The following is a 19819-nucleotide window of genomic DNA, read 5'->3' as shown; positions in this document are numbered from 1 at the left end:
CCGGGAAGCGCGGTATTTTGTCACAAAAAAACGGGCCCGAAGGCCCGTAGTTTTTGAGTGTCAAATGTGTGCCGCAACACTCAAGCCTTGCGGCGCTCGCTGACCGGTTGGTAGGCGAGTTTCGCATGGAATTTGCAATAAGGCGAAGATTCCAGCGCTTCACAGCCGCAGAAATGGAAATCATCTTTCAGGGGGTCGCCGACCGGCCACTTGCAGGTGCGCTCCGTCAGTTCCGTCAGCGTCAGCCGGCGGGAGATCGGAGTAACGACGTTTCTGGAAGGAACGTAATCGAGAATTTCCGCAGTTTCGATGCCAACCTCTTCCTGAAGAGCGGTCGCCGCGTTGGCGCGGGTCAGGATCCGAGCAGGTGCAGCGTTGACGCGGCCAGCGAAATTCGCCGTGCGCGGGGCAGGTGCAGCAGTCCGCTTGGGCGCAGAACGCGCCGACGTCACCGGGCCGCCAGCCTTGACGCGTCCGGGCAGATTAAGACGATGGACCTTGCCGATCACGGCATTGCGGCTGACGCCGCCCAGCTGAGCTGCTATCTGGCTGGCGCTCAGACCTTCGGCCCACAATTTCTTGAGTTTCTCGACCCGCTCGTCTGTCCAGTTCATGCCGCTTCTCCGCTTTTCGCGCGTATTTCGACAGAATCCTTCTCCGTCTCGCGGGCATGCCGCGAGCGTGGTTTCTGCCTGATTTTTGGTGACTAGTTCCGCCGCAATGCAGTCTAGTAATTAGCGATTAACCTAGTGCCACGCAGACTCCGTGGCAAGAGTCGCGGGAATCATCTCGAATCGATTTTCCGGTTTTCCCCAACTTGCTGGCGAGTTGAGTCAGAAAGGCAACACCTTGGGCCTTGCGACCTGCCACCTACTAGGGCTTGAGAAGCCTAGGAAATACGGACTTTTGTTGACATCGGCAAGCGAAGTGACAATAGTGCCCCTGCCGCCGCGAGGCGGCATTTTTGATTTTCAGGCGAGGGATAACCCTTGAAGCCTATTGACAACCGTCTGACAGCGCATCCGCGCAAGGAGTGATACAGCCATGGCCGAAGCCGCCGCGCCATTGTTCGATACATTTGCAAGAGCCCCCCTGCGCTTCGAGCGAGGCGAGGGCGTCTGGCTGTACACGGAAAGCGGCGAACGATATCTCGATTTTGCGGCCGGCGTTGCCGTCAATTCGCTGGGCCATGCCCACCCACATCTTGTCGACGCGATCAAGACGCAGGCCGAAAAGGTCTGGCATGTCTCGAACCTTTATGAAGTTCCGGGCCAGGAAAAGCTTGCCAAGCGCCTGACGGAGGAAACGTTCGCAGACAAGGTCTTCTTCACCAACTCCGGCGCGGAAGCACTGGAATGTGCAATCAAGACCGCGCGTCGTTATCATTATTCCAAGGGCCACCCGGAAAAGTTCCGGATTATCACCTTCGAAGGCGCCTTCCATGGTCGTACGCTTGCAACGATCGCAGCCGGCGGCCAGCAGAAATATCTCGAAGGTTTCGGTCCCAAGGTCGAAGGCTTTGACCAGGTACCTTTCGGCGATGTCGATGCGCTGAAAGCTGCCATTACGGCCGAGACGGCAGCGCTGCTTATCGAGCCCATTCAGGGCGAAGGCGGTATCCGCGCGCCGGCCAAGGAATTCCTGCAACTGCTGCGGTCGCTCTGCGACGAGCATGGCATGCTGCTGATTTTCGATGAGGTCCAGACCGGCGTCGGCCGCACGGGCAAACTCTTTGCCTATGAGCACGCCGGTGTCGCGCCCGATATCATGGCAGTTGCCAAGGGTATCGGCGGCGGGTTCCCACTTGGCGCCTGCCTCGCAACGGCGGATGCCGCTTCCGGCATGACGGCCGGCGTGCACGGCACCACCTATGGCGGCAATCCGCTGGCCATGGCTGTTGGCAATGCCGTGCTCGATGTCGTTCTCGCCGAGGGCTTTCTGGACAAGGTCCGCGATGTCACGCTGGTCTTCCGCCAGGGCCTTGCCTCGCTGAAGGATCGCTACCCTGACGTTATCGAGGAAATTCGTGGCGAAGGCTTGCTGCTTGGCATTAAGGCAAGAATTCCCTCGGGCGAATTGCTGCAGGCAATGCGTGCGGAACATCTGCTCGGCGTGCCCGCTGGCGACAACGTCATCCGCCTTCTGCCGCCGCTCGTTACCACGGCGGAAGAGGCCCGTGAGGGTCTGGCACGCGTGGAAGCGGCCGCCGCATCCCTGACCGCAAAACAGGCGAAAATCGCCTGAGGAAACATTAAAGGGCGGGCCTCTTTGCCGGGGCTCGCGAGCATGGGACAGTTTGAAATGGCTTCACCTAAACATTTTCTAGACCTGTCGGCCGTCGGCTCGCAGGATCTGCGGGCGATTCTTGATGATGCCCGCGCGCGCAAGGCAGCCACCAAGGCCGGCACGGCGGAAAAGCCGCTTGCCGGCAAGATGCTGGCGATGATCTTCGAAAAGCCTTCCACCCGCACCCGCGTCTCCTTCGATGTCGGCATGCGCCAGCTTGGCGGTGAGACGCTTTTCCTCTCTGGTACTGAAATGCAGCTCGGTCGCGCCGAAACGATCGGTGATACGGCGAAGGTACTGTCGCGTTATGTCGACGCCATCATGATCCGCACGACGGATCATTCGCGCCTGCTCGAGCTTGCCGAACATGCGACAGTGCCTGTCATCAACGCCCTGACGGATGACACGCATCCATGCCAGATCATGGCTGACATCATGACTTTCGAAGAACATCGCGGTCCGGTCAAAGGCAAGACGATTGCGTGGACAGGGGACGGCAATAATGTCCTGCATTCTTTCGTGGAGGGCTCGGCCCGTTTCGGCTACCGCATGACGATGGCAGTGCCGATGGGCTCCGAACCGCATGACAAGTTCCTGAACTGGGCCCGCAACAATGGCGGCGAGATAATGTTGTGCCACGATGCCGACAAGGCGGTGGCGGGCGCCGACTGCGTTGTCACCGATACCTGGGTCTCAATGAATCAGGAACACAAGGCGCGCGGCCACAACATCTTCCAGCCCTATCAGGTCAATGAAGCCCTGATGGCCAAGGCGGAAAAAGACGCGCTGTTCATGCATTGCCTGCCGGCTCACCGCGGCGAAGAGGTGACGGATGCGGTGATCGACGGCCCGCAATCGGTGGTCTTCGACGAGGCGGAAAACCGCCTCCACGCGCAGAAATCCATCATCGCCTGGTGCATGGGCGTCATCTGAAAATATCACCCGTTTGATCAACGTCGGGCGGGTGCTTGAACTTCTCGGCAGCGATTACCATCTGTTGGACTTCGAAGAGGCTCGTCGGTTTTCTGGCGGGCCATCGTCACAATTTGCACGTTTTTCCCCGGAAGCGGTTTCTCTTCCCGGGTCTCTGTGCGACAAGCGGAAAAAGCACATTTCGAAAGCCGGACTTTTGGACGGTAGCGGCGCCACGGCTGCGCCAGGGAGTATGACATGGCAGATGTAACGGTTGAACTGGACGATCTCGATTTTGCTGGCGACGACAAGGTCGTGCCCTTTCAGGTCGAAGGTCTGGATGTGCGCGGCCGCGCCGTGCAGGTGGGTCCGCTGCTGAATGCCATTCTCGAGCGCCACGATTACCCGGCTGCGGTCGCCCGCCTGCTGGCGGAAGCGACCGTTCTGACGGCGTTGATCGGCACATCGCTCAAGTTTTCCGGCAAGCTGACGGTACAGACCAAGGGCGACGGTCCGGTGGACCTGCTGGTGGCGGATTTCACCGCGCCGGAAAGCATGCGCGCTTATGCCCGTTTTGATGAGGAGCGGCTGGCGGAGGCGCTTGCGGCAGGGGCGACTTCGCCGGAACAATTGTTGGGCAACGGTATTCTGGCCTTCACGATCGATCAGGGCGCGGGCATGCAACCCTATCAGGGCATCGTGCCACTCGATGGCTCGTCGCTGGAAGACATTGCCGGGGTTTATTTCCGTCAGTCGGAGCAGCTTCCAACCCGTGTGCGCCTCGGTGTGGCCGAATTCTTCGATCGCGACGGGGAAGGCAAGCCGCGTCATGGCTGGCGTGCGGGCGGCGTTATCGCCCAGTTCCTGCCGCAGGCGCCAGAGCGGCTGCGTATGCGTGACCTGCACGGCGGCGATGGCGATGAAGGCGGTCACGATGTGCAGGAGGACGATGCCTGGACGGAAGCCGTGACGCTTTTGAACACCGTGGATACGGACGAACTGACGGATCCGCAGGTGCCGGCGGAACGACTCCTCTTCAGGCTGTTCCATGAAAGCGGCGTGCGCATCTATGATCCGCAGTCCATTTTCGATCGCTGCAGCTGCTCGCGGGATAAGATCAAGGGCGTGCTCTCGGGTTTTACCGCCGAAGAGATCAAGGCAAGCGAGGAAGACGGCGCGATTGCCGTGACCTGCGAGTTCTGCTCGACCACTTATCGCTACGATGTCAGCGAATTTGAAAACGCCTGAATAAGGGCCGCGCCTGTAAAGGCGCGGTTTTCATGGCCTGCGGGTCAGTTCAAGACCCGCATCAGCCCCGGAGAATCCAGCGAAAAAGCCGGTATGGTGACGTTGAACACTTCTCCGCTTTCCGTTTCCATCTCGTAATGTCCGAACATAAGGCCGGACGGCGTGTCCAACGGGCAGCCGGAGGAATATTCGTAGGTGTCGCCGGGCTTGAGATGCGGTTGTTCTCCCACGACACCCGGTCCGTAGACTTCGTCCACCTGGCCGTTCTGGTCAGTGATATGCCAATAGCGATTGACGAGAGTAACGGGAACATCCGAGTTATTCGCGATCACGACCTTGTAGCCCCAGACGTAGCGGTCGTCATCCGGGTCGGATTGTTCTTCGAGATAATACGGATCAACCGTCACCTCGATATCCCTTGTCAGAGCACGATACATACGCGCCACACCTCGATATTTTCCCTGCCCGTTTATCCTACACTATAGGCTCTGGCTATCGTCAAGAAAATGAATGACTTGAGGGGCAGGAGCTGTCTCCCGTTGCGCTGTTTTTTACCGTTAGGGATAACGGAAAAGGTAAATAATGGTTGCCTGATACTGGCTTTCGAGGCCATCAAACGCGACATGGCCCGGCGTTCCCGCGGGGCCATGTCGATTATTGAATATGAATGTCAGGCCGAAACGGCTGCCAGACCCTTTGCTAGATCCTCCAGCAGATCGTCCGTATCCTCGATGCCGCAGGAAAGGCGCAAAGTGCCGCCGGAGATACCGAGTTCCGCCCGTGCCTCGTCTGTAAGGTTCTTGTGCGTCGTGGTGCCGGGATGGGTGATGAGGCTCTTGGCGTCGCCCAGATTGTTGGAAATCTTCACGATCTCAAGCGCGTTCTGCAGTTTGAAGGCCGCTTCCTTGCCGCCCTTCAATTCGAAAGCCACCAGCGTCGAACCACCGGACATCTGCCGTGCAATGATGTCGGCCTGCGGGTGATCGGCGCGGCCGGGATAGACGACCTTGGCGACCTTAGCGCTATCGGCAAGAAAGTCCGCGATCTTCGAGGCGTTGGCCGTCTGCTGCTTCACGCGCAGCGGCAGCGTCTCGATGCCCTTCAGAAGCGTCCAGGCATTGAACGGCGACATGGCCGGGCCGGTGTGGCGGAAATAATCCTGCAGCTCTTCCTCAATCCATTTCTTGTCGGAAAGGATCACGCCGCCGAGGCAGCGACCCTGGCCGTCAATATGTTTGGTGGCCGAATAAACGACGATATGGGCGCCGAGTTCGAGCGGCTTCTGGAAAAGCGGCGTGGCGAAGACATTGTCAACGACCACTTTCGCACCGATCTGGTTGGCAAGCTTCGCTACGCCGGCGATATCCACCACTTCGAGTGTCGGATTGGTCGGGCTTTCGAGGAAAAACAGCTTGGTGTTTGGCTGGATTGCCTTTTCCCAGTTGCCGAGATCACGTCCGTCGATCAGCGTGCATTCGATGCCATATTTCGGCGCGAGCGTTTCAACCACCCAGCGGCAGGAGCCGAAGAGGGCACGGGCGGCAACGATATGGTCGCCGGCGCGCAGCTGACACATGATGGCGGCGGTGACGGCGGCCATGCCCGAAGCAAGTGCGCGGGCGTCTTCAGCGCCTTCCAGCAGGCACATGCGCTTTTCGAACATGTCATTGGTCGGGCTGGCGTATCGGGCGTAGATAAAGCCGTCGGTTTCACCCTTGAAGCGCGCTTCGGCTGCTTCAGAGTTTTCGTAGACGAAACCCTGGGTCAGATAAATCGCTTCCGACGTTTCACCGTAAGGGGAGCGTAGCGTACCGCCGTGAACGAGCTGGGTTGCCGGGCGCCATTTATTGCTCATGTGATCACCTTCAAAACAAAAAAACCGGCCGCAAAAGCAGACCGGTTCCTAGCACCCGGTCTTTTTAGCCACTTGTTTAACGTGGCTGCAAGCCGACCGGCCAAATCACCACGGGATAAGCTTGCCATACTGCCGTTACCGGCTTGCGTCAATGCTTTCCTTTTGGTTTTGTCGCCGTAAAAAGGAATGACGACCATGATGAGAACCACGGGCATTTTGGCGGATGGCGCAATCCGCGCGCTGTTTGCAGGCGGCAAGCTGAAAAGCGAGGCCGATCTCGATGTCGATCAGGTGCAGCCCGCCAGCCTCGACCTCAGGCTTGGCTCCAGGGCCTATCGTGTTCGTGCAAGTTTCATGCCCGGCCCCGGAACCAAGGTCATCGACAAGCTCAATCGTCTCAGCCTGCACGAGGTGGATCTCAGTCAGGGCGCGGTGCTGGAAACCGGCTGTGTCTATATCGTTCCGCTGATGGAAAGCCTTGCGCTGCCGGCGGACATGTCGGCCTCGGCCAATCCTAAGAGTTCGACCGGTCGCCTCGATATCTTCACCCGCGTCATGACCGACAATGCGCAGGAATTCGACAAGATACCGGCGGGATACACAGGTCCGCTCTATCTGGAAATCAGCCCGCGCACCTTCCCCGTGGTGGTTCGCCGTGGCTCGCGCCTGTCGCAGATCCGTTTCCGCATTGGCCATTCGCTGCTGAATGAAAGCGAGCTTCTGAAACTGCACGAGACGGAAACGCTGGTCGCCAGCGAAAGCCCGAACGTGACGGGCGGTGGTATCGCACTCTCGATCGACCTCAAGGGATTTGGCGAAAACGGGCTGATCGGTTATCGCGGCAAACACCATACGGCGGTGGTGGATGTCGACAAGAAGGCCCAGCACGATGTTCTCGACTTCTGGGAACCGCTCTATGCGCGCGGCCGCGCCGAACTGATCCTCGACCCGGACGAGTTCTATATTCTCGTTTCGCGCGAAGCCGTCCACGTGCCGCCGCTTTATGCGGCCGAAATGACGCCCTTCGATCCGCTGGTGGGCGAATTCCGTGTGCACTATGCCGGTTTCTTTGACCCCGGCTTCGGCCACGCGCAGGCGGGGGGCACCGGCAGCCGCGCCGTGCTGGAAGTGCGCAGCCACGAGGTGCCCTTTATTCTCGAGCATGGCCAGATCGTCGGCCGGTTGGTTTATGAGCATATGCTGCAGAAACCGGAAGGCCTTTATGGCACCGGTCTCGGCTCCAACTATCAGGCGCAGGGGCTGAAGCTCTCCAAGCACTTTCGCGCCGCATAATGAGCCCCGGCGGGCGCTTGACACCCGCCGCGAACTATCCGATGTCTTGTTTGTGGGTGCGGGTGTAGCTCAATGGTAGAGCAGCAGCTTCCCAAGCTGAATACGAGGGTTCGATTCCCTTCACCCGCTCCAGTCTCCCTTGATCCCCTCGCCAAAAAGATCGGCCCCCTGTCTGCTGCCACGTCGGTGGCCGCGGGACTATGTGATTTTGCTTGACTACGATTAAATTGCACGTAATAGTTGATCCAGTCGTAACATGATGGGGAAATGTTATGAGTCGCAAACTTCTTTCTGAATTTTTGGGAACCTTCTGGCTGGTCTTTGGTGGCTGTGGCAGCGCGGTTTTTGCTGCTGCTTTTCCTGAACTCGGCATTGGCTTCCTGGGTGTCGCGTTCGCCTTCGGCCTGACGGTTCTGACCATGGCCTACGCGGTTGGCGGTATTTCCGGCGGGCATTTCAATCCAGCTGTTTCGGTCGGCCTGTCCGTTGCCGGTAAATTTCCGGCAGCAAACCTACTGCCCTATATCGTTGCGCAGGTCTTGGGGGCGGTCGTTGCCGCGGCGGCTCTTTACGTGATCGTTACCGGCAAGGCGGGGGCGGACATTGGCGGTTTTGCTGCCAATGGCTATGGGGAGCATTCGCCGGGGGGATATTCGCTCCTGTCGGCGTTGCTGATCGAGGTTATTCTGACGGCGTTTTTCCTGATCATCATTCTGGGGTCGACGCATGGCAGGGTGCCGGTCGGTTTCGCGCCGATCGCCATCGGTCTTGCGCTTACTCTCATTCATCTGATCTCCATTCCGGTCACCAACACGTCGGTCAACCCGGCCCGCTCCACGGGGCAGGCCCTGTTTGTCGGTGGATGGGCTCTGCAGCAGCTGTGGCTGTTCTGGCTTGCCCCGATCGTCGGTGGGGCGATTGGCGCTGTAATCTGGAAAATTTTCGGTGAGGAAGAGAAGGTCGGCCATGCCGGCTCCATCCAGCCCCCACAGACGTGATTAGGAGGCTTTGTTTTTCCGAATGGTCGGGAAAACAAGTGAGGAGGATGACATGGATCTTGCTTCGATATTGGCCCAGATCATCGGCGGTGCGGCTGGTGGGACAGCCGGTGGAAAGATACTGAAGGACTCTGACCTTGGCGCGCTCGGCAACCTGATTGCCGGCGCCATTGGCGGTATTGGCGGTGGAACCGTGCTCGGATCGCTGCTTGGGGCGGCGGGAGACGCGGCGGCTGGCGGTGTGGATATCGGCGTCCTTGCCGGCCAGCTCGTTGGCGGCGGTGTCGGCGGTTTGATCGTCCAGGTCATCGTCGGCCTGATCAAGAACAAGCTTGTTGCACGATAACCGACCGCGCTTGAAATGAAACGGGACGTCTGCCGGACGAAGCGCTCCGGCAGACGTCGATTATATGCGCATCGGTGGGCGAGTTGCGTAAGGCCGGCTTCGGTTTTGCAAATCGCGACGATATCGGCAGAAAATAGAAGCCGCCTTCTGCGACCAGGTAAAGGATCGAAGCGGCAACCGTTTCAGGTAGTGTTGCTAACGCTTGGTACGTGAGGCGTCTTGTTCCAGACGAAAGGTTTGGTTTTTAACTCAAGCACGGCACGCCAGGCCGCCAGAGACAATATCAGCCAATAAAGCGGAATTGCCAGCCAGCGTTTTCCCACCTGCCTCCTCTCGTAATCGATCATCCTGTTCCTGCCCATCAGCACGAATATGGCGTAACTGCCGGCGATGTTCAGCGTATCGGTAAGAAACAGAACGCCCTGCCACGAAAACAGCATGTCTGCACCGCTGTCCCCGATAGCCGTGGCCATCCACGCCACGGAAACGAAGAGCAGGGGATGAGCCATCGACGACACCAGCATGCCGCCGATCAACAGTTGGAAGACGATATAGGAGAGCCATCCCATGCGGCGCGCCGTCGCAACGGGCGCGCGGGTCATCACCAGCCAGCTCTGCAGCCAACCCTTGTACCAGCGTGCCCGCTGGTTGAGCCACACGGGAAGCGTGGTGGGCGCGTCCTCCAGCGTCTGGCGGTATATGACGCCGCATCGATAGCCGAGTTGGTGCAGCCTGAGGCCAATATCGGCATCCTCAGTCACATTGTAAGGATCCCAGGCGCCGACGCGACGCAATACGGCGGTGCGGAAATGGTTGGACGTGCCGCCAAGCGGCAGCGGTAGCCGGTGCGCCGCAAGCACGGGCAACATTGAACGGAACAGACCGGCATATTCCAGGGCGAAACAGGCACTGATCCAGGAAGAGCGCGCATTGCTGATGATAAGCGGCGCCTGCAGGCAGGCCACGTTCTCCGGCTGATGGCGGAAGGTCGCATAGGCTTCACGCAATTGCAGCGGATGTGGCCGATCTTCCGCGTCATAGATGGCAACGAACGCCCCACGCGCGCCGGAGAGCGCATAGGTAAGCGCCTTGGGCTTGGTCCTCGGCAGGGAAGGCGGCACTCTCACGATCTCAATATGCTGTCCGGGATTTAATCTAAGGATGGCGTCGATTGTGGCCCCGTCATCTGCCTCGCAGACGAGCTTGATATCCAGTCGGGATTTGGGCCAGTCGAGCCGCTCCAGCGCGCCGATGAGCTGGCTGACGATGGCGTCCTCACGATAGAGCGCCACCAGAATGGTATAGACCGGCAGATTTCCGTCGGGTTCGAGCGCAGCTGCGGTCGTCGTGTCTTTCTCTCCTGAAGTCTGCATCAGCACAAACAGCCTGAACAGCAGTGTGAAGAAATAAAGCATCGTCAGGGCGACGTGGATGACGGCCATGGCCGTCTGTGTGTGAAACAGCAGCGAGAGCGTCAGCAGGGTGACGACGACACCGCTATAAAAGCCCTGATGACCTTGAAGCGTGATCCTGGCAGAGTACTGCGGCGCGGTGTTGAAGAGTTGCTGGCGAGCCTCACGACAGCGGCGTGTTTCACCCGCCTTCCAGATCGCATCGCGCATGGCATGCGGCGTCGTCACCACGAGTTCGTCCAGAAGATGCGGATGTCGATCCAGCAGGCTTTTCAGTAATTCCATCCGCGCCAGCTCTGGCACGATCAGAAGTGCTGGTTTACCGTTCGTAGGCGTCAGCCGTAGCAAGCGCGGCTCGGCTAGCTGCGTATCGAGACGATGGACATCTGCGATCCGGTCCGGATCGATCTCCGCGACAAAGGGTAACCGCAAAAACCTGGCGAAAGCGCCAAAATAGGCATCCGTCGCGACAAGGCCGCCGGCCAGCAGTTCCGCTTCCAGCGTCGAGCCGTTTTCCAGCGCCAGCCGTTCGCACGCGCTGATGTAGGGCTTGCCAAATCCCAGCGCCCGAAGGAAGCGCATGTGTCCGGCTTCACCCCGATCAGGAACCGTCTGGGGTGGATTGTCGCGTATGCGGGAAAATACAATTTTTCGCCCGGCAGACGTCGTGCGAAACGATTCTCGTGTATAGTGTCGCAAATAATCCATGCACTGCCGCCACCGTCATGGTAACGCCCCACTTCCTGCTGCGGATAGTATAGATGAGAATGACGATTGTAACGCGAAATATAATTCTTGTTTTTACTTTAGTGTTCGCTTTGCAAGTTGTCGGTATTTTCGAAAAGCTTCATGCGGAGGGCCTGTCGGACGGGAACCGCATGCCAGTGCTTTTCGACGCTCAGGAGCGGTTTCCCGGTGGCGACCTTTCCTCCGTCCCCCGCATCAGGTTTTTGATGTCGGTGGATTTTCCGCCCTTCAATTTTACCGATCAGGAAGGCCGGCTTGCGGGTTTCCATGTCGATCTCGTCCGCGAGGTGTGCGCGCAGCTCAAGGTGGAGAGCAAATGTCAGGTACAGGCCTTACCCTTTGACGAGCTGGAGGCGGCTCTGGAGATGGGAGAGGGCGAAGCGGTGATTTCCGGTCTCGCCGTCACGGCCGAGCTGCGCAAGAGCTTCACCTTTTCGCGGCCCTATCTTCTGTTGCCGGCCCGGCTGGCTGTCAACAAGGCGACGAAACTTGCCGGCTCCGGCGCCGATGCACTGTCTGGCAAGAAAGTGGGCGTGGTGACCGGTTCCCGGCACGAACAGATGCTCAAGGCATTTTTTCCCAAGGCGGCGGTTGAGGGTTTTGACGGCTACGAACCCATGTACGGTGCTCTGAAGGCCGGTAAGGTCGACGCCATCTTTGCCGATGCCCTGCGCTTGCCGTTCTGGGTTTCAGGAAGCGCATCCGAAGGCTGCTGCGCTCTTTTTGGGGGGCCTTATATGTCGGACAGGTTCCTCGGCGAGGGCCTTTCCATCATGACGGTCGATCCGGATAATGTGCTGGTGCCGGCCTTCGATCAGGCGCTTGCCGCTCTTTCCCGCAACGGCCGGCTCGAAGAGATCTATCGTCGTTATTTTCCCTACGGGCTCTATTAGGAGAGACCCGGACCGACTCGATTCAACTGAATGAGGCGGGCTCTATTTGACCGCAGCGAAAGCCTCTTCGTTCCGCCGCAGCCGTAGAAGCGCCACCCACACAGCTGCCGCTATGGCGGTTTCGACGATGAAATAGCTGCCGATCGTTCCCGAAATGCTGAAAGACCAGGTGAAGAAGGCAACGACGACGGAGCCTATGAGATTGCCGCTGTTCCATATCTTGGCGCGGATATCCTGGCGCCCGGAGGCGCCCAGCGCCTCCAGCGCGGTAGCCGCCACGGCCATCGGCAGTACGGCCCAGCAAAGCACGCGGGTGATGGTGGGAAGCGAAACATATTCGTCGCCAAATAAAAGCGGCAGGAAGGGCGCGATGATGAAGATTGCCAGCGCACTGCCTGTCGCGATGAACAGCGCCGCTTTCAGCACATTATAGGCGCGTTCGATGGTTTTGCTGATACCCTGCAGCGCTGCAGAGGCGGATCCGGGATAGATGAGCCGGTTCAGAGCCTCGACGGAAAGATAGGAGCTGTCGAGAATCCGCCGGGCGATGGAATAGCTGCCCAGGACCTCCGCACTGGCGATGGCTCCAAGGACGAGAATATCGGCATTGCCGCGTACCGCCTTGAACAGGAACTGGGTGGAAAACAGGATGCCGATGCGAATTTCCTCCCGGACGATCCGAAAGACCGGTCGGCCGAGCCTTCCTATTGCCTTGACGGAAATCACGGCTGCAATCGTGTGGGCGGCGAGGTTCCAGAGTGCCCAGGCCTCGACCGTTTCCACCTTGAAGACGAGGCAGGCAACCACGGCAGCAATGGTGCGGGCGATGGCAAACATCACCTCCAGCTTGTTGGCCGAGGCAAAGTCGGAATGGGCGATGAAGCTTTGCGTGGAAAGCGAAATAACCTTCAGGAGAACGAGGTTGGTGAACAGGATCAGGAAAGTGGTGATCAGCGTGTGCAGCAACGTTTCCGACGTCGGGAAAAACACCGGGATCGTCACCATGCCGATGAGCGTCAGGACCACACCCGTTGCCGCGCTGAGGAGATAACTGTGGCCAAGCATGACGGGGAACATGCCGCGATCCTGCGCCACGCGACGAATGAGCGATTCCTGTGAGCCGATACCGCAAATCTGAACGCCCAGATTGGTCACGGCCGTGATCGAAGCGTAAAGCGCGAATTGTTCGACACCCAGATGGCGGGCTAGCAGCGCGAAGGTCAAGAGTTGGGCGGCGCTGGACATCAGCAGCGCGCCTCCGGATGCCATATAGGCCAATCCAAGTCTGACAAGATGGCCGAGCCGCGGCGTGTTCAACGACACCTCATTCTCCGTTTTTTCCGGCATTGCCGGGCGAATTCAAAAGGACTGTCCCTTTTAAAGTCTTACGAACTGAAAGGGCGGCAACCGGGCGGTATTCGACACCGACGACCTGAATGAATGACAGTTTCTCCTGTCTTAGCCCTGTTGAGGTAAGAGAGGGTTAAAGCAATTACACAATAATGATGATAATGACTGTTTATGGTTATTAGGACATCGCCCGGTTCAGAAGGGTTTCGTTGTTCGTTGCAGGGCAGGTCCATGATCCGATTTTCCGTTCCCGAAGCAGGCTACCATGCCGCGTTTTGCTGATACGCGGTCCATTTCTGCGGAAAACAGCAGTGCCATGTCCCTTTCGGGCGGCCGTCGCGACGCGATTTTTTTTGTCGCAACGATGCTTTACATCTGGATTTCTGTCGCGCCCTTTGAAAATCTCGCGGCGCCGCCCGTGCCGCGCGCCGCCGCCAATCAGCTGACCGGTCTGGTGATCGCGCTCATCCTCGGTGTCTTCGCACTGCGCCATCGTCTGACGGGGCTTTTGCTGAGGCCCCGCTTGCCAATCCTGCTGCTCTTTTCCTGGCTCGCGCTTTGTTCGGTCCTTGGTGCGGAGCCCGGCACGTCGTTGCAGCGCCTGATTTTCACGGCGCTCCTGTGTTTTATCACCAGCGTGCTGGTCGTCATGCCACGCGACAGGCGGCAATTCGACCGGATGATGGCCGTTTTCGCCATTCTCCTGCTGGCGCTTTGTTATCTCGGGGTTATCTTCCTGAGTTCGCGCGCAATCCATCAGCCTTACGATCTCGATGAGAAGGCGCTTGCAGGCGATTGGCGCGGAATATTCAATCATAAGAACGCCGCCGCGCCGGCAATGATCATTCTTTTCATGGTGGGCCTTTATCTGCGCAATGCCTGGTCCACGCTGGGCGGAATAGCGATCACGCTGCTGGCCGGCTTTTTTCTCTGGAAGACCAACGGGAAAACTGCAGCGATGCTTTTGCCCGTCACCATCGCCCTGGTCTGGGTCATGGAGCGGCATGCCGGGCGGACATTGCTGATGATCGGTGGCCTTCTGGCGTTTCTCAATATCGTTGCAATCGGCTCCACCTATTTCCCGAGCATACAGAGCCTCGTCGAAAGCCTGGGCATCGATTCCACGTTCACTGGACGGACGGATATATGGCGCCTGTCTTTCGACACCTTTGCGCAATCGCCGATCTTCGGACAGGGATTCCAGGCCTTCTGGACAAGCGACCGGCTTCTGTCACAGGCCGATATCTCCGAGACTTGGGCGGTCACGGCCTTTCACGCGCATAATGGCTATGTCGAGAGCCTTTTGAATGGCGGATTGCCCGCCTTTGTCCTCACTCTCATATGGCTCGTGATCATCCCCGCAAATGATTTCCGAACAGCGGTGGACAGAGGCACGGATCCCGGCCTGACGCGGCTTTTTGGGCGAATTTGGGTATATGCGCTGCTTTCTTCCTGTCTTGAGAGTAATTTCTTTACCGGAACCGGGCCTATCTGGTCTTCTCTTCTTATTGCGATCTATTGTTTGAGACATCAGGCTTACGACATACTGGAACAGGGACAGTAATTTGCACGGCGGGCCGGGGGGCTAGTATGACGCAGAAAATCGGAACGATCGCAGACCGGGTTAATAACCGGCTGGTGCGGTATTTCCCTGGACCGACGGCGCGGATCGAGACATCCGAACCGATTGTCTCCTTCACATTCGACGATGTTCCGGCGAGCGCCTGGACCAGCGGTGCCCGCATTCTGGAAAACGAGAATGTTCGCGGGACCTTTTATATTTCCGGGGTCTTCATCGACAGGCATGACGAACCGCAGGACATGATTTCCGCGAGGGGCTGTTCGGAACTGGCTACGGCCGGTCATGAGCTCGCCTGCCATACCTATTCCCATCGCAAACTCTCGAGCTTTTCACGGCGAGGGCTGGAAGAGGATCTCGATCGTAATGAAAAGGTGCTGGCCTCGTTCGATGAAAACGGGCACAGGCGGAATTTCTCCACCCCCTTCGGCATGGCTTCGCCACTCATGCAGCCTATGCTGCGGCGCAGGTTCAGGACCGCCCGCGGGATCATGCCCGGCATCAACCGCGGCAGCATCGATCCGCATAATCTTGCTGCCGTCGAATTGCGGCCCGATCCGAACTATCTCGATGCCGCTGATCGCTGGCTTGACGACGTCCTGCAAAACGGCGGCTGGCTCGTCATTTTTACCCATGACGTGTCGTCTGCGCCAAGCTTTTACGGTTGCCCGGAAGACAGGTTTCAGGGTTTCGTGCGTAAGGCGGCATCCGGTGGCGCAAAAGTCATGACGGTTGACGCGGCCGTGACGGCACTCGGCCTCTAAGGCACGGCACAGTGCTGCGCGCTTTTAGCCGTCGCAGTGAAAGCGATTATGACGTGTAGGCTATCGGCCTACTGGCTGGCCCATATGATGCGGGCGATCCATTCCACATCGGCCATCTCGAAGCTCCGATTGGGATGCTCAGGATTGAGCGAAAGAAGTTCGATGCTCTTGGGGCTTTGCCGCGCCAGCACCTTGGCCATCACTTCACCGTCACGGCTCTTCAACACCACGCGGTCGCCGCGCCGTACCTGCGCGCCAGGCTCCACGATGAGGATGTCGCCGTCGCGGTAAAGCGGCATCATGCTCTCTCCCTGCACTTCCAGCGCGTAGACTCCCTGTTTGCGTTCGGGAGACGAGGGAAACTCAACCACGTCCCAGCCCTGACCTGCCGGAAAGCCGCCGTCGTCAAAAAAACCGCCGGAACCGGCCTGAGCGAAACCGAGCAGGGGGATGGCACTTTCCGCACCGGCAGGTCGCGTCTGCGCCTTTCCGAAAGCATAACCGAAAAACTGATCCACGCTCGCTCCCGTTGCTTCGAGCACCTTGGAAACGGACTCCGTCGAGGGCCAGCGTTTGCGGCCGTCCGGCCCGAAACGCTTCGACTTATTGAATGAAGTAGGGTCGAGACCGGCACGCTTCGCCAATGCCGAAGGCGTCAGCTGATGGCGTTCGGCAAGCGTATCGATGGCGCTCCAGATCGTCTCATGTGAAAGCATGGTAGAAAGCCCGCAAACGGAGCCGATAGCGGAAAAGCTCCTGTCGTTAACACCTCGAAATCTAGACCATATCCGGTCCGGAGTAAAGGAAGGAAAGGAATAAAATCCTTGCTTACGCCACAAGAGCCGATGTGTTGATCTTGGCGAGCTGGATGACCGCCTGCGTGCGGCTGTCCACCTTGAGCTTCAACAGGATCGCGGAGACATGTGCCTTTATCGTCGCCTCCGAGACATTGAGTTCATAGGCGATCTGCTTGTTCAGCAGGCCTTCTGCCAGCATGCCGAGAACACGGCTCTGCTGCGGCGTCAGCGTTCGCAGCCTGCCGATGAGATCGGCGACATCCGGATCGTGCTCCTTTTCGCCGTGATGGCCGGCCGGTACCCACAGGTCGCCTTCCAGAACCGCGCGGATGCCATCACGGATGTCATCGATGCCGGAGGATTTTGAAATGAAACCGGAAGCGCCGAGTTCGATTGAGCGGCGGACGGTCGTCGCGTCATCCGTCGCCGATACGATGACGATCGGCAGGCTGGAAAACTCTGCGCGTAGCGCCATGAGGCCCGAAAACCCGCTGACCCCTGGCATGGCAAGGTCAAGCAGCATCAGATCCGCATCGTTGCGGGCTGCGGCTGCGCGTCTGGCAGCCTCGAAATCACCGGCTTCAACGATGGTCTGGTGTCCGTCGAGGCCGGATACGGCCTGTTTCAGGGCACCGCGAAAAAGTGGATGATCATCTGCAATGATAATGACAAGTTCCGACATTCTGGCCCCCTCCCAAGGGCATTATGCGGTTCTTTTCCAGTTATTGACTCACTCCCTTTGCCGGTGGTCGAAACACGCCCGGCTCCTCCGCCAAAGGTTGCGCCAATCGGTTCCTCTTTACAAGGAAAAGCTTGTGGACAGGCGGTCTTTCAGGCTTTCAGCAATAAAAATACCGTGGAAACTGTGGACAATCCCCCAGCTTTACGGCAAACCGCGATGGTTGGAAAGCCATGGAGAGCGCATGCAGGAAACGCCCGCGATCATCTATAAAATCGTGCCGGAGACGTTGTGGAACGAGGCCAGGGCAAAGGGTGCCTTCGACGGCGCCGCCATCGACCTGACCGATGGCTTCATCCATTTTTCCACGGCCAGGCAGGTGGCGGAAACAGCCGCGCGGCATTTTTCCGGCCAGGCCGATCTGCTGCTGATCGCAGTCGACGGCGCGGCCCTCGGCGACAAGCTGGTCTATGAACCCTCAAGAGGCGGCGATCTTTTCCCTCACCTTTATGGGCCTCTTCCCTTGACCGCCGTGCTCTGGGAGACGCCGCTTGCACTCGATCACGACGGCCAGCACCAGTTTCCGGAGATTTTGTGATGAGCGGATTATTTTCCTCGATCGGCCGCAAGGGCCTGTTCCTGGTCGATCCGGAAAAGGCCCATGGGCTGTCCATTGCGGCCCTGAAAAGCGGCTTCCTGCCCACCTGCATGGTGCCGCACGATCCGCGACTGCAGCAGACCGTGGCGGGCCTTGTCTTCCCCAATCCGCTCGGCATGGCGGCGGGTTACGACAAGAATGCGGAAGTACCGGGACCGCTTCTGAAGCTCGGTTTCGGCTTCACTGAAATCGGCACCGTCACGCCGCGGGCGCAGGCCGGCAATCCGAAGCCGCGTATCTTTCGCCTTGTGGAAGATGAGGGCGTCATCAATCGCCTCGGTTTCAACAATGAAGGCCATGCCGCTGCGCTGGAGCGTCTGAAGCAGGCGCATCTGCGTGGCATTGTCGGCGTCAATATCGGCGCCAACAAGGACAGTGAAGACCGTATCGCCGATTATGTGCAGGGCATCGAGGCGTTTTATTCGGTCGCATCCTATTTCACCGTCAATATTTCGTCCCCCAACACACCCGGTCTCCGCGACCTGCAGGCACGCGAAAGCCTTGCCGCCCTTCTCTCGGCCGTGCTGGAACGCCGCAGGGCGGAAGCTGAACGTTTCGGCAGACGCATCCCCGTCTTCCTCAAGATCGCTCCCGATCTGACCGAAGAGGGACTGGACGACGTTGCTGAAGAAGCGCTTGCCCATGATCTGGACGGCCTGATCGTTTCCAATACCACCCTCTCACGCGACGGCCTGCGAGCCAGCCCGCACAAGGGTGAGGCGGGTGGCCTTTCCGGCAAGCCTCTCTTCGAACTCTCCACCACGGTTCTGGCCAAGGTGCGCCGCCGCGTCGGCGTCAATTTGCCCATCATCGGTGTCGGCGGCGTTTCGTCCCCGGAAACGGCTTTGGAAAAGGTAAGGGCAGGTGCGGATCTGGTACAGCTGTACTCCTGCATGGTCTATGAAGGCCCCGGTCTGCCATCTGCCATCGTCAAGGGCCTGTCGAAGCTGGTTGCCCGTGAGGGCGTGGAATCGATCCGTGATCTGCGTGACAGCGCGGTTGACCGCTGGGCGGATCGTAAGCTCGGCTGACAGCGGGCCTGGAAGGTCGAGGCAGCGCTTCCTCAGGGGCTCTCCTTCCTCATCCCTGTGCTTGTCACAGGAGTGAGGGAAGAGGCTGGTTTCCCGCCCTTTACCTCAGGCGCAGAGCACCATAGCCCAATAGGGCCGGTTGCGGCTGGTGGCATCGTAGGCGACCGCCACGCCGAGGCCGTTATAAGGCCCAAGCATGTTTTCGAGGTGGTGTTTGGAGCCGATCCAGGCCTTCACCACCCGCTCCACGCTATCCTGACCGGCGGCCACATTCTCCGCCGCAGGAAGCGGCACATTCCCCTCCTTCATTCGGATCAGGAAACTGTCGGTCAGTCCGATCAGATGCGCCATCTTCTGCGCCTTGACCATGCGTCCGGCCTGATAGGCGGCGGCGCTGCTGGCTGCACCATTGATGGAAAGCGGCGAAAGTCCTTTCGAGCGTCGCAGGTCGTTGACCATTGGAAGCGCCGCTGCGGTCTCATCGCGGGTGCCTGAAGGTACGCCCTTGTTGGTTGGAACGGAAACGCAGGCTGAAAGAACCGAACCGGCGGAAAGCAGCACGAAACCGCGCCGTGTAAGCGTCTGGAGAGAAGTGTCGGTCATGTCAGCGGCGATAGCTCAGAAGGCGCAGGATGATGAAGACGGGAATGACGATCGTGGCGCCCAGGATCAGATAGTCGCCGATCGCCCCCAGCGCATGGAAACCGCTGCGCCACAGGTCGACGACGAAGTCGCGCGCGCCGTAAATGATGTTCCACGGCGTCAAGCCGAAGATCGCCATCAGAAAGCCGACGAGCAGTGAGACCACGAGCAGCTTCACCACCGTTCGGGCCACTGTGTCGCCCAGCAATTTGTTGACCTCACCGGCCATCAGCAAGTCTCCTGTTTTGTCCTGACATATGAAACGGACCACATCGATGCAAGTTTTTGCGCACTATATCGCGCATATCAGCCAATTCCACGAGTGCGCC

The 19819-nt window shown here is 58.9% G+C and carries 20 protein-coding genes, 1 tRNA gene and 1 riboswitch; of the genes, 12 read left to right on the top strand and 9 right to left on the bottom strand.

What is annotated here, in order from left to right; translation table 11 throughout:
- Positions 1 to 80: 80 nt before the first annotated feature.
- A complete protein-coding gene (locus DOU54_RS21110; RefSeq protein WP_113380913.1) occupies positions 81 to 614 on the bottom strand; it encodes a GcrA family cell cycle regulator in 534 nt (177 codons plus the stop codon).
- 430 nt (positions 615 to 1044) lie between these two features.
- Here DOU54_RS21110 and DOU54_RS21100 point away from each other — a divergent pair, with 430 nt between their 5' ends.
- The 3 genes from DOU54_RS21100 to DOU54_RS21090 all read left to right on the top strand — a co-directional run bounded on the left by DOU54_RS21100 (position 1045) and on the right by DOU54_RS21090 (position 4446).
- On the top strand, positions 1045 to 2244 hold the full coding sequence (locus DOU54_RS21100; protein WP_113380914.1) for an aspartate aminotransferase family protein: 1200 nt from the start codon (positions 1045 to 1047) through the stop codon (positions 2242 to 2244).
- A gap of 57 nt (positions 2245 to 2301) precedes the next feature.
- Positions 2302 to 3219, top strand: coding sequence for an ornithine carbamoyltransferase (argF, locus tag DOU54_RS21095; RefSeq protein WP_113380915.1), 918 nt, complete (start codon positions 2302 to 2304; stop codon positions 3217 to 3219).
- A gap of 237 nt (positions 3220 to 3456) precedes the next feature.
- Positions 3457 to 4446: an Hsp33 family molecular chaperone gene (locus tag DOU54_RS21090; protein ID WP_113380916.1), complete on the top strand. Its 990-nt coding sequence runs from the start codon at positions 3457 to 3459 to the stop codon at positions 4444 to 4446.
- 44 nt (positions 4447 to 4490) lie between these two features.
- Here DOU54_RS21090 and apaG read toward each other — a convergent pair whose 3' ends face one another.
- Both apaG and DOU54_RS21080 read right to left on the bottom strand, forming a co-directional pair.
- A complete protein-coding gene (gene apaG / locus DOU54_RS21085; RefSeq protein WP_006698948.1) occupies positions 4491 to 4883 on the bottom strand; it encodes a Co2+/Mg2+ efflux facilitator ApaG/CorD in 393 nt (130 codons plus the stop codon).
- A 233-nt stretch (positions 4884 to 5116) separates the two neighbouring features.
- Positions 5117 to 6301 carry an O-succinylhomoserine sulfhydrylase gene (locus DOU54_RS21080; protein WP_113380917.1) on the bottom strand — a complete coding sequence of 395 codons (1185 nt, stop codon included), beginning with the start codon at positions 6299 to 6301 and terminating at the stop codon, positions 5117 to 5119.
- A 43-nt stretch (positions 6302 to 6344) separates the two neighbouring features.
- A riboswitch (SAM riboswitch) is annotated at positions 6345 to 6423 on the bottom strand.
- Positions 6424 to 6496: 73 nt separating this feature from the next.
- Between DOU54_RS21080 and DOU54_RS21075 the strand changes: the two genes are divergently transcribed.
- The 4 genes from DOU54_RS21075 (at position 6497) to DOU54_RS21060 (ending at position 8938) form a co-directional block, all read left to right on the top strand.
- Positions 6497 to 7594 carry a 2'-deoxycytidine 5'-triphosphate deaminase gene (locus tag DOU54_RS21075; protein ID WP_045533194.1) on the top strand — a complete coding sequence of 366 codons (1098 nt, stop codon included), beginning with the start codon at positions 6497 to 6499 and terminating at the stop codon, positions 7592 to 7594.
- A gap of 58 nt (positions 7595 to 7652) precedes the next feature.
- Positions 7653 to 7726: transfer RNA gene (locus DOU54_RS21070), tRNA-Gly, on the top strand.
- A 140-nt stretch (positions 7727 to 7866) separates the two neighbouring features.
- Positions 7867 to 8592: an aquaporin Z gene (gene aqpZ / locus DOU54_RS21065; protein WP_113380918.1), complete on the top strand. Its 726-nt coding sequence runs from the start codon at positions 7867 to 7869 to the stop codon at positions 8590 to 8592.
- A 52-nt stretch (positions 8593 to 8644) separates the two neighbouring features.
- Positions 8645 to 8938: a hypothetical protein gene (locus DOU54_RS21060; RefSeq protein ID WP_004439782.1), complete on the top strand. Its 294-nt coding sequence runs from the start codon at positions 8645 to 8647 to the stop codon at positions 8936 to 8938.
- Positions 8939 to 9120: 182 nt separating this feature from the next.
- Here the strand turns inward: DOU54_RS21060 and DOU54_RS21055 are convergent, their stop codons facing one another.
- A complete protein-coding gene (locus DOU54_RS21055) occupies positions 9121 to 11058 on the bottom strand; it encodes a glycosyltransferase family 2 protein (protein WP_162749553.1) in 1938 nt (645 codons plus the stop codon).
- Between the two features lie 170 nt (positions 11059 to 11228).
- Here DOU54_RS21055 and DOU54_RS21050 point away from each other — a divergent pair, with 170 nt between their 5' ends.
- Positions 11229 to 11990: a transporter substrate-binding domain-containing protein gene (locus DOU54_RS21050; protein WP_112556146.1), complete on the top strand. Its 762-nt coding sequence runs from the start codon at positions 11229 to 11231 to the stop codon at positions 11988 to 11990.
- A gap of 42 nt (positions 11991 to 12032) precedes the next feature.
- On the opposite strand, the gene uppX is transcribed toward DOU54_RS21050, so the two are convergent.
- A complete protein-coding gene (gene uppX / locus DOU54_RS21045) occupies positions 12033 to 13337 on the bottom strand; it encodes a Wzx-type polysaccharide biosynthesis protein UppX (RefSeq protein ID WP_162749554.1) in 1305 nt (434 codons plus the stop codon).
- A 268-nt stretch (positions 13338 to 13605) separates the two neighbouring features.
- Between uppX and uppY the strand changes: the two genes are divergently transcribed.
- On the top strand, positions 13606 to 14904 hold the full coding sequence (uppY, locus tag DOU54_RS21040; RefSeq protein ID WP_004439789.1) for a Wzy-type polysaccharide biosynthesis protein UppY: 1299 nt from the start codon (positions 13606 to 13608) through the stop codon (positions 14902 to 14904).
- A 26-nt stretch (positions 14905 to 14930) separates the two neighbouring features.
- Positions 14931 to 15683: a polysaccharide deacetylase family protein gene (locus tag DOU54_RS21035; RefSeq protein ID WP_004439791.1), complete on the top strand. Its 753-nt coding sequence runs from the start codon at positions 14931 to 14933 to the stop codon at positions 15681 to 15683.
- Between the two features lie 68 nt (positions 15684 to 15751).
- Here the strand turns inward: DOU54_RS21035 and DOU54_RS21030 are convergent, their stop codons facing one another.
- Together DOU54_RS21030 and DOU54_RS21025 are read right to left on the bottom strand one after the other, a co-directional pair.
- Positions 15752 to 16399 (bottom strand): S24 family peptidase, encoded by a 648-nt coding sequence (locus DOU54_RS21030; RefSeq protein ID WP_004439793.1) that lies wholly within the window; start codon positions 16397 to 16399, stop codon positions 15752 to 15754.
- 112 nt (positions 16400 to 16511) lie between these two features.
- Positions 16512 to 17162, bottom strand: coding sequence for a response regulator (locus DOU54_RS21025; protein WP_006698958.1), 651 nt, complete (start codon positions 17160 to 17162; stop codon positions 16512 to 16514).
- A 241-nt stretch (positions 17163 to 17403) separates the two neighbouring features.
- Here DOU54_RS21025 and DOU54_RS21020 point away from each other — a divergent pair, with 241 nt between their 5' ends.
- Together DOU54_RS21020 and DOU54_RS21015 are read left to right on the top strand one after the other, a co-directional pair.
- A complete protein-coding gene (locus DOU54_RS21020; protein WP_037092338.1) occupies positions 17404 to 17757 on the top strand; it encodes a DUF952 domain-containing protein in 354 nt (117 codons plus the stop codon).
- Positions 17757 to 18848, top strand: a complete 1092-nt coding sequence (locus DOU54_RS21015) for a quinone-dependent dihydroorotate dehydrogenase (protein WP_004439802.1) — start codon at positions 17757 to 17759, stop codon at positions 18846 to 18848. Before DOU54_RS21020 ends, DOU54_RS21015 begins: the two co-directional genes overlap by 1 nt.
- A 105-nt stretch (positions 18849 to 18953) precedes the next feature.
- Here DOU54_RS21015 and DOU54_RS21010 read toward each other — a convergent pair whose 3' ends face one another.
- Entirely contained in the window at positions 18954 to 19451 is a 498-nt protein-coding gene (locus DOU54_RS21010) for a CAP domain-containing protein (protein WP_004439804.1), read from the bottom strand.
- A gap of 1 nt (position 19452) precedes the next feature.
- A complete protein-coding gene (locus DOU54_RS21005) occupies positions 19453 to 19719 on the bottom strand; it encodes a DUF6460 domain-containing protein (RefSeq protein ID WP_004439806.1) in 267 nt (88 codons plus the stop codon).
- Positions 19720 to 19819: the final 100 nt, after the last annotated feature.

It is taken from the genome of Agrobacterium sp. MS2 (assembly GCF_003261015.1).
GTDB lineage: Bacteria > Pseudomonadota > Alphaproteobacteria > Rhizobiales > Rhizobiaceae > Agrobacterium > Agrobacterium pusense.
Note: the sequence above shows the minus strand (reverse complement) of the source record. Positions and strands in the feature narration are given on the sequence as shown.